This is a genomic window from Pseudomonas emilianonis (assembly GCF_023072625.1).
Lineage (GTDB): Bacteria > Pseudomonadota > Gammaproteobacteria > Pseudomonadales > Pseudomonadaceae > Aquipseudomonas > Aquipseudomonas paraveronii.
In genome coordinates this window covers 1-6,852 of record NZ_JAKNRV010000285.1, presented here as the reverse complement: position 1 = coordinate 6,852, position 6,852 = coordinate 1, and the positions used below count along the sequence as shown (strand labels likewise).

At 61.7% G+C, this 6,852-nt stretch carries 10 protein-coding genes, 1 other RNA gene and 2 pseudogenes; 7 read left to right on the top strand and 6 right to left on the bottom strand.

All coding sequences use genetic code 11. The annotated features are described in order from the left end of the window. Positions 1-126, top strand: a pseudogene (locus L9Z73_RS22560) (sodium:solute symporter family transporter); the annotation flags it as partial. On the opposite strand, the pseudogene L9Z73_RS22555 reads toward L9Z73_RS22560, so the two are convergent. Together L9Z73_RS22555 and L9Z73_RS22550 are read right to left on the bottom strand one after the other, a co-directional pair. Beyond that, positions 103-603 (bottom strand): annotated as a pseudogene (locus tag L9Z73_RS22555) (HlyD family secretion protein); the annotation flags it as partial. The pseudogenes L9Z73_RS22560 and L9Z73_RS22555 overlap by 24 nt on opposite strands. Positions 604-742: 139 nt before the next feature. Beyond that, positions 743-1,192, bottom strand: a complete 450-nt coding sequence (locus tag L9Z73_RS22550; RefSeq protein WP_247405669.1) for an EVE domain-containing protein — start codon at positions 1,190-1,192, stop codon at positions 743-745. A gap of 195 nt (positions 1,193-1,387) precedes the next feature. Between L9Z73_RS22550 and L9Z73_RS22545 the strand changes: the two genes are divergently transcribed. Then, positions 1,388-1,537, top strand: a complete 150-nt coding sequence (locus tag L9Z73_RS22545) for a hypothetical protein (RefSeq protein WP_247405666.1) — start codon at positions 1,388-1,390, stop codon at positions 1,535-1,537. 7 nt (positions 1,538-1,544) lie between these two features. Here L9Z73_RS22545 and L9Z73_RS22540 read toward each other — a convergent pair whose 3' ends face one another. From L9Z73_RS22540 to L9Z73_RS22525, 4 genes are all read right to left on the bottom strand, one after another. Beyond that, complete coding sequence (locus L9Z73_RS22540) at positions 1,545-2,174, bottom strand: 5-formyltetrahydrofolate cyclo-ligase (protein WP_247405674.1); 630 nt, start codon at positions 2,172-2,174, stop codon at positions 1,545-1,547. 57 nt (positions 2,175-2,231) lie between these two features. Further along, a non-coding RNA gene (ssrS, locus tag L9Z73_RS22535) (6S RNA) lies at positions 2,232-2,410 on the bottom strand. Between the two features lie 30 nt (positions 2,411-2,440). Further along, positions 2,441-2,758, bottom strand: a complete 318-nt coding sequence (locus L9Z73_RS22530; RefSeq protein WP_247405663.1) for a cell division protein ZapA — start codon at positions 2,756-2,758, stop codon at positions 2,441-2,443. Next, positions 2,755-2,964, bottom strand: a complete 210-nt coding sequence (locus L9Z73_RS22525; protein WP_247405660.1) for a TIGR02449 family protein — start codon at positions 2,962-2,964, stop codon at positions 2,755-2,757. The genes L9Z73_RS22530 and L9Z73_RS22525 overlap by 4 nt, the downstream gene beginning before the upstream one ends. A 138-nt stretch (positions 2,965-3,102) precedes the next feature. Between L9Z73_RS22525 and L9Z73_RS22520 the strand changes: the two genes are divergently transcribed. From L9Z73_RS22520 to L9Z73_RS22500, 5 genes are all read left to right on the top strand, one after another. Beyond that, positions 3,103-3,660: a YecA family protein gene (locus L9Z73_RS22520; protein WP_247405657.1), complete on the top strand. Its 558-nt coding sequence runs from the start codon at positions 3,103-3,105 to the stop codon at positions 3,658-3,660. A 37-nt stretch (positions 3,661-3,697) separates the two neighbouring features. Then, positions 3,698-5,020, top strand: coding sequence for a Xaa-Pro aminopeptidase (pepP, locus tag L9Z73_RS22515; RefSeq protein ID WP_247405654.1), 1,323 nt, complete (start codon positions 3,698-3,700; stop codon positions 5,018-5,020). Further along, the gene (gene ubiH / locus L9Z73_RS22510; protein ID WP_247405651.1) at positions 5,017-6,204 is read left to right on the top strand and encodes a 2-octaprenyl-6-methoxyphenyl hydroxylase; all 1,188 of its coding nucleotides are present in this window, start codon (positions 5,017-5,019) and stop codon (positions 6,202-6,204) included. Before pepP ends, ubiH begins: the two co-directional genes overlap by 4 nt. Then, complete coding sequence (locus tag L9Z73_RS22505) at positions 6,197-6,682, top strand: DUF4442 domain-containing protein (protein WP_247405648.1); 486 nt, start codon at positions 6,197-6,199, stop codon at positions 6,680-6,682. The genes ubiH and L9Z73_RS22505 overlap by 8 nt, the downstream gene beginning before the upstream one ends. A 3-nt stretch (positions 6,683-6,685) precedes the next feature. Beyond that, on the top strand, positions 6,686-6,852 hold a 167-nt coding region (locus L9Z73_RS22500; RefSeq protein WP_247405672.1), incomplete at its 3' end, for an FAD-dependent oxidoreductase.

Here is a 6,852-nt window from a genome sequence, read left to right as displayed (position 1 = left end):
AAGACCTTCCTGCGCAAAAACGCCTCCCAGGTTGAACTGGTGTGGGTCGGCCGTGTCATGGTGCTGCTGGTGGCGTTGATCGCCATCGCCATGGCTGCCAACCCGAATAACCGCGTGTTGGGCCTGGGCGGCAACCACGGCCGCATTCCCGGTGTTCTGGCGCGCCTGCTGCTGGTCGATCAACTGGCCGCTGGCGAAGCCGCGCTTGTACAGCTCCTGGGTACGTCTGAGCTCCTGGTGGGCGAGCAGTTGTTCGCTCTGGCGCAATTGCACATTGGCTTCGGCGGCGGCGAGGTTTTCCTTGGCCCGCAGCACTTCGGCTTCGGCCTGGGCGCGCTGGGCTTCCAGGGTGCGGGTGTCCATGCGCGCCAGCAGTTGGCCCTTGAGGACCTTGTCGCCTTCATCCACCCGCACTTCGTCCAGACGCCCGGGGATCTTGGCGGCAATCTGCACTTCGGTCGATTCCAGGCGGCCATTGCCCATGCTCAAGCCTTCGGGCAGGCGGTCCTGGGTGGATTTCCAGTAACCGAAACCGCCGGCGGCGAGCAGCAACACAATCAGGAGGGTGGCAAACAACTGGGAGGTGCGATGGTTCGTCGACATGGTTGCTTCCTGCGGTGTTAGCGTCCTAGTCTGACCGGTTTGGCCCGAGGGCGCTTGATACGGGTCAAATGAAGCGCAAGCCTAACCCGGTTGCGCTTTAGATGCATGCGTTGGGCGCGTGACTGTAAGGTTCTGCTGTTTAGCGCAGCGCGAGTACCGCTGACCATTGCTCTGCGGTCACCGGCATCACCGAGAGACGGCTGCCTTTTTGCACCAGCGGCAGTTCGGCCAGGGCGGTTTGCTGCTTCAGATAGCCCAGGCCGAGTACCTTGGGAAACGTCTGGATGTGGGCCACGTTGATCGCACTCCACGGGTTTTTGTCCGGGCTGGCCTTGGCGTCGAAATAGTGGCTGGAAGGATCCAGCGCGGTGGGGTCTGGATACGCCGCCGCGACGATTTTGCCGATGCCGGCAATGCCAGGCTCCGGGCAACTGGAATGGTAGAAGAAAAACTCATCGCCCACCGCCATCGCGCGCAGAAAGTTGCGCGCCTGATAGTTGCGAACCCCGTCCCATCGCGTTTCGCCGAGGTGTTCCAGGCCGGTGATGGAGAGTTCGTCGGGCTCGGATTTCATCAGCCAGTAGGCCATTGGGTGGCTCCTGAAAAAGGCGTTGGACAGGTTGTCGGGCAATTGCATGACAAACCGACGGTCGGTTGGCGTCAAGGTTTGCGTGTTGGTTCACGTTAACGCAGAATGCCGGGATTTTAAGCTTGACGCAGCTGCAACGGACTACTTTGGAACGTTGTTGTCATCGTGTACGAGGTGCCTGAAGGGGGGCAATCGATGCAACGTAAACCGGATTTACTATGGATATTGGTTATTTTGTTTGGTCTGGGCGTCGTGACCACCGGGTATGCGCAGAGCTTGTGGTCGAACAAGACCGATGCGCCCATTGAGCTGACTCAGCAGCAGACACAACCGTTCAAGCGTTAACCCTTCTTCAGGGCGTCGCGGGTTCCAGCGACGCCTGTGCGATATACCATTTCTTATCGGTGACCGTGCCCGCCAACGGCACATCCCAGCTCGCCTGCACCAGTCGTTCGACTTTCTGACATTCATGGGCCAGGCCCAACAGCGTCGGCTTGCGCCAGTGCTGGCGGCGTGCCAGGTAAGCCAGGCTGCGGTCATAAAAACCGCCGCCCATGCCCAGGCGCCCCCCCGCGTCATCGAACCCAACCAACGGCAATAGCACCAGGTCCAGTGCCCAGACCTTGCGCTGGCGGCGCACATTCGTCCGTGGTTCAAGAATGCGAAAGCGATTGGGCAGCAGCTTCTCCCCAGGCCGAACACGCTGGAACACCATCTTGGTCCGTGGCCAGGCGCTGAGCACCGGCAGGTAGGTGGCCTTGCCCCGCCGCTGGGCCGCACGCAGCAGCAAGCGCGGATCGATTTCACCGTCCGTCGGTAGATACAGGGAAATATGCTTGGCCCGGCGAAACAGCGGGTGCTGTGCCAGTTGCCGATACACGCCTTGGGCGGCTTTGCGTTGCTCGCTCGGCGTGAGGGCGCGGCGGGCGTTGCGCAACATGCGTCGAAGTTGCGGACGGGAAAGCGGCGCAGGTTCGGTCATGGTTTTTCGGCTCATAAAACAATGCCAGTCCTGGGACTGGCATTGAGTTTGGGATTCAGGCTCCCCGACAGAACCGCTGTCGACTAAGCCCTTGAACCCGAAAGTTCAAGGTGGAAGATGCAGTAGGCTTTAAGGCTTTCCGTCTAGCGGACATGCACACCAGCCAAACGTGCAACTTCCAGGGTAGTGCGAATCGGCTCCGGGACATCGCCGACTGGCAAGCACGCCAGGGAGTGGGGCGAGTATACCTTAAACGGGCGCGGCAATCAGCCCTTGGGTGCCTCGGAATCGTTGGACAGTGCCAGGTCCACACGCTCCAGCAGGTCACGCACCTGCTCGCGCGTCGAGCCGCTGGCCTGTACGTCAGGGCGCTCCTGCTTATGCAGCAGATCGTGGGTGATATTCAGCGCGGCCATCACGGCGATGCGGTCGGCGCCGATCACTTTGCCGCTGCTGCGGATTTCACGCATCTTGCCATCCAGGTAACGGGCGGCGCTCACCAGGTTGCTGCGCTCTTCCTGGGGGCAAATGATCGAATATTCTTTGTCGAGAATCTGCACGGTGACGCTATTGCTTGAACTCATGAGTCTTGCTCCAGGGCCTTAAGGCGCGAAATCATCGATTCGACCTTACGCCGGGCGATTTCGTTTTTTTCAATGAGGTGAGCGCGTTCCTCGCGCCAGGTCTTTTCCTGAGCTAATAGGAGTCCGTTTTGCCTCTTTAGTTGCTCGACCCGATCAATTAGCAATTCGAATCTGGCCATCAGCGCTTGCAGGTCGGTGTCTTCCATTGGGTTCCACTGGATTTGTCTGATGAATGGCAACTGCAGGATAAACGATCTGACGCCCTTGATAGTCTTGGTACGTCTGCCGGTGCTAGGATACAGCGCTCCATTCTAGACATTGCGCCGTCTGGCGCCTAGCTCACCATGCCTATTCAGAACTCCCCGTATGATGCTTTTACCAAACTGCTGAGCACCAGCGGTCATCCTTGCTCGCCTGCCGAACTGCACGGCGTGTTGCTGGGCCGCAGTTGCACCGGTGTCGGCTTTGACGCCGACAACTGGCTGGCCGATGTGGCCGAACTGCTGGAAACCGAACCCACCGAGAACGTGCGTAACGCGCTGATCGGCCTGCAGGAAATGGTCAAGGGCGAGCTGACCGGTGATGACGTCACCGTGGTCCTGCTGCTGCCGACCGACGATGCACCGCTCACCGAGCGCGCTGCCGCGCTGGGCGAATGGTGCCAGGGCTTCCTCCATGGTTTTGGCGTGAACGCCGGCGGCCTTGAGCTGAGCACCGACGCCAAGGAAGTGCTGCAAGACCTGGCCGCCATCTCCCAGGTGCAAGATGCCCTGGAAGAGTCCGAAGACGGTGAAGGCGACTACATGGAAGTCATGGAATACCTGCGCGTCGCGCCGTTGCTGCTGTTCACCGAGACCCGCAAGTCCGCTGAACCGGTCGCGGCCAAGCCGTCGTTGCACTAAGGCTGTCACTGCACCAAGAAAGGAAACCCATCTGCCCATGATCCATATCCCGAAAGCGGAATACACCCGTCGCCGCAAGGCGCTCATGGCGCAGATGGTGCCCAACAGCATCGCGATTCTACCGGCCGCTGCCGTGGCCATCCGAAACCGTGATGTCGAACATGTCTACCGCCAGGACAGCGATTTCCAGTACCTGAGCGGCTTCCCCGAGCCTCAGGCAGTGATCGTGCTGATGCCCGGTCGCCAGCACGGCGAGTACGTGCTGTTCTGTCGCGAACGCAATGCCGAGCGCGAACTGTGGGACGGCCTGCGCGCCGGCACCGAAGGCGCAGTGCGTGATTTTGGCGCCGACGATGCCTTCCCCATCACCGATATCGACGACATCCTCCCCGGCCTGATCGAAGGCCGCGACCGGGTGTATTCGGCCATGGGCAGCAATGCCGAGTTCGACCGGCACCTGATGGAGTGGATCAACGTCATCCGCTCTAAAGCGCACCTGGGCGCCCAGCCGCCGAACGAATTTGTTGCCCTGGATCATCTGCTCCACGACATGCGCCTGTATAAATCGGCGGCGGAAGTGAAGGTGATGCGTGAAGCTGCGCGAATTTCCTGCGCGGCCCACGTGCGGGCCATGCAGGCCAGCCGCGCTGGCTTGCATGAGTTCAGCCTCGAAGCCGAGCTGGATTATGAGTTCCGCAAAGGCGGCGCGAAGATGCCGGCCTATGGCTCCATCGTCGCTGCCGGGCGCAACAGCTGCATCCTGCATTACCAGCAGAATGACGCGCTGCTCAAGGACGGTGATCTGGTGCTGATCGACGCCGGTTGCGAGATCGACTGCTACGCCAGCGACATCACCCGCACCTGGCCGGTCAACGGCAAGTTCTCGCCCGAGCAAAAGGCGATCTATGAAGTCGTGCTGGCCTCCCAGGAAGCCGCCTTCGCCGAGATTGCACCGAACAAGCATTGGAACCAGGCCCATGAGGCCACCGTGCAGGTCATCACCGCCGGGCTGGTGAAGTTGGGGTTGCTGCAAGGTGACGTTGACGAACTGATCGCCAGCGAAGCCTACAAGCCTTTCTATATGCACCGCGCCGGCCACTGGCTGGGGATGGATGTGCATGATGTCGGCGAGTACAAAGTGGGCGGTGAATGGCGTGTGCTGGAAGTCGGCATGGCGTTGACCGTGGAGCCGGGGATCTATATTTCGCCGGACAACCAGAACGTGGCAAAGAAATGGCGTGGCATTGGCGTGCGCATCGAGGACGACGTGGTAGTGACCAAACAAGGCTGTGAGATTCTGACCAGCGGCGTGCCCAAGACCGTCGCCGACATTGAAGCGTTGATGGCGGCCGCCCGATGAGCCGGGTCAACCTGGCCATTATCGGCGGCGGCCTGGTGGGCGCCAGCCTGGCGTTGGCGTTGCAGTCCGGGGCCAAGGCGCGGGGCTGGAAGATCGTACTGATCGAACCCTTCGCGCCGGGCGACAGCTACCAGCCGAGCTACGACGCTCGCTCTTCGGCGCTGTCCTATGGCGCACGGCAGATTTATCAGCGTTTGGGCCTGTGGCAGGCCATCTCCCGCCGCGCCGAACCGATCAAGCAGATTCATGTGTCGGACCGCGGGCGCTTCTCCACTGCGCGTTTGTCCGCCATGGAAGAGGGCGTGCCGGCCCTCGGCTACGTAGTGGAAAACGCCTGGCTCGGCCAATGCCTGTGGCAAGGCCTGGATAAGGACGTGGTCAGTTGGCGCTGCCCGGCTGAAGTCACGCGCATGGAGCCGTTGCCCGACGGCTATCGCCTGACCCTCAACGACGAAACCGTGCTCGAGTGTGACCTTGCCGTGCTGGCCGACGGCGGTCGCTCCGGCCTGCGTGAGCAATTGGGTATCGCCGTGAAAGCCCGCCCGTACAACCAGAGCGCGCTGATCGCCAATATCACCCCGAGCGAAGCCCACAACGGCGAAGCCTTCGAGCGTTTCACCGACGACGGCCCGATGGCCCTGCTGCCGCTGCCGGACAACCGCTGCGCGTTGGTCTGGACCCGTGCCGGCATGGACGCGCAGCGTCTGGCCAACCTGGATGAGCGCAGTTTCCTCAGTGAATTGCAGGGCGTGTTCGGCTACCGCCTGGGCACCTTGAAGCAAGTCGGCGCGCGGCATCTGTACCCGCTGACCCTGGTGGAAGCCGAAGAACAAGTACGCTCGCACCTGGCGATCCTCGGCAATGCCGCCCACAGCCTGCACCCGATTGCCGGGCAGGGTTTCAACCTGTCCCTGCGCGATGCGAGTGCCCTGGCCGAGGCCTTGCTGGCCGGGCCAGCGGTGCCGGGTGACCTGGCGACCTTGCAGGCATATCGCGAGCGTCAGCGCATGGATCAGAAGCTGACCGTGGGCTTCTCCGATCAGGTCACGCGCCTGTTCGGCAGCGCCCAGCCGCTGGTCGCGCTGGGGCGCAACATGGGCTTGCTGGGTCTGGATTTGCTACCGCCGGCCAAACGCTGGTTCGCCCGTCAAGCCATGGGCCTGGGCACGCGTCCGGATGCGTAAGTGGCTGATCGCCCGTCTGGGCAAAGCGCGCTTGTTGCGTTGGGTCATGAGTGTGTACCCACCGTATTTGGGCGCTGGGGTCCGCGTGCAGCAGATGAGCGCGGATTTCCGGCACGTCAAAGTGCGTATGGGCCTTGGCTGGTACAACCGTAACTACGTCGGTACGCAATTCGGCGGTAGTCTTTATTCGATGGTCGACCCGTTCTACATGTTGATGCTGATGGAGAACCTGGGCCGCGACTACATCGTCTGGGACAAGGCCGCGAGCATCGACTTCATCTCGCCGGGCAAAGGCCCGGTGTATGCCGAATTTTCCATCGACGACGCCTTGCTGGATGAGATTCGTCGACAGACCGAGGGCGGCGAGAAGTACTTGCCCCACCTCAAGGTCCAGATTCATGACGGCTCCGGCACCCTGGTGGCGCGGGTCGACAAAACCCTTTACGTGCGGCGCAAGCCGCCAGCGAGACAGGCTTAAAGCATGGACATGCGCGCAGATGTGCTGATTGTCGGGGCCGGAATGGTCGGGAGCGCCCTGGCGCTGGCGTTGCAGGGCAGTGGCCTGCAGGTGCTGCTGCTGGATGGCGGCCCGCTGAGCGTCAAGCCGTTCGAGCGTGACGCCGCCTTTGAACCGCGGGTGAGCGCCTT